The sequence below is a fragment of the Trinickia symbiotica genome (assembly GCF_003028655.1).
Lineage (GTDB): Bacteria > Pseudomonadota > Gammaproteobacteria > Burkholderiales > Burkholderiaceae > Trinickia > Trinickia symbiotica_A.
The window spans coordinates 1-819 of the sequence record NZ_PYUC01000056.1; the positions used below are offsets into that span (position 1 = coordinate 1).

The window sequence follows — 819 nt, forward strand, 5'->3', positions numbered from 1 at the left end:
CGGCGAGCAACCGATTTCAGGCCACCCTCCCCAGAACAGTAATCCTTCACGGCAGCCAGCTTGGCTTGGTCCGTGTATTTTCCCATAGCCCCTCCGAGTTGGTGTCCAACCTTCGGGGTTCAGTTCAGATCTGTGGGAATCAGAACGATGGAAACGAAGGCACGGGGTCGACGGCTTGGGTCCAAGAACTACCCGAAGGAATTCCGGGCAATGGTCGTGGCGCAAGCTAACGATCCTTCTCGTTCCATTGCGGATGTGGCGAATGAGCATGGCCTGAATGCCAACATGATCGCGCGCTGGCGGCGCCTGCATGAGCGCAACCATTCGGCCACGCATGCGCGGCCGTCCGAAACGTTCATTCCTGTGCAGTTGCCGGTGTCGGCGCAAGTGACGTCCAGTCTCGTCGTCGAATGTGGCGCCGTACGGGTGCGCTTCGATGGACCACTTGACCTGGGCGTGCTCAGGACGGTGCTGACAACGTTGCGGTCGGCTTCGTGATTGGTCTGCCCGCAGGGACGCGCGTATGGCTGGCCGCCGGCGCGACCGACATGCGAGCCGGCTTCAACAGCCTTGCCGCTAAAGTGCAAACCGTGCTGGAGCGCGATCCATTCTCTGGTCACGTGTTCGTGTTTCGCGGCAAACGCGGTGACCTGCTCAAGGTGCTGTGGTGGAGTGGCGACGGTATGTGTTTGCTGATGAACTATCTGGTTTCATACTACAACTCCTTCTGTCGAATCGGAGGGTTTTGATTTCTTTGTCGCCGACGCCGCCGCGGCCCGGTCAACGAGGCGATCCCATCGACTGCAATGTTTCATCGGC

At 59.6% G+C, this 819-nt stretch carries 2 protein-coding genes; both read left to right on the forward strand.

The genetic code is table 11. The features are described from left to right. The first annotated feature begins 147 nt into the window (after positions 1-147). On the forward strand, positions 148-498 hold the full coding sequence (gene tnpA / locus C9I57_RS32185; protein WP_026230257.1) for an IS66-like element accessory protein TnpA: 351 nt from the start codon (positions 148-150) through the stop codon (positions 496-498). Beyond that, positions 495-749, forward strand: coding sequence for an IS66 family insertion sequence element accessory protein TnpB (gene tnpB, locus C9I57_RS32190; protein WP_107154522.1), 255 nt, complete (start codon positions 495-497; stop codon positions 747-749). The genes tnpA and tnpB overlap by 4 nt, the downstream gene beginning before the upstream one ends. The last annotated feature ends 70 nt before the right edge of the window (positions 750-819 follow it).